This window comes from Lysobacter arseniciresistens ZS79 (assembly GCF_000768335.1).
Classification (GTDB): domain Bacteria; phylum Pseudomonadota; class Gammaproteobacteria; order Xanthomonadales; family Xanthomonadaceae; genus Novilysobacter; species Novilysobacter arseniciresistens.
Genome location: NZ_AVPT01000096.1, coordinates 1 through 307 on the forward strand (window position 1 = coordinate 1; position 307 = coordinate 307).

Consider the following 307-nt stretch of genomic DNA (forward strand, 5'->3'; position numbering starts at 1 on the left):
CGATGATGCTCACGTCCTCGGCGAGCTTGGGCGCCCGCAGCGGCTGGCCGGTCGAGTCCACCAGCCCGGCGAAGTCCACCAGCGTCCGGGGTGCCATGATCGCGGCGGTCGGGGTCGGGCCGTCCTCGTCGAGGATCGCGCGGATACCCGCAAGGATCGGCGAGTAGTCGGCCAGCGCGGTTCCGTCCGTGCCCTGAGTGACGGTGTTAACGCCCGTCAGGTTCAGCAGGCCGCGCGGCTCCGGGGCGGTGCCCGAACCCATCAGGCCCACACGGTCCAGCTCCTTGGCGAATGCCTGCGCGATGGC

Annotated in this window: 1 protein-coding gene; it reads right to left on the minus strand. The window is 71.3% G+C overall.

Annotation, left to right across the window (positions count from 1 at the left end; all coding sequences use genetic code 11):
* On the minus strand, positions 1 to 307 hold a 307-nt coding region (locus N799_RS14130), incomplete at both ends, for a phage major capsid protein (RefSeq protein WP_036214069.1).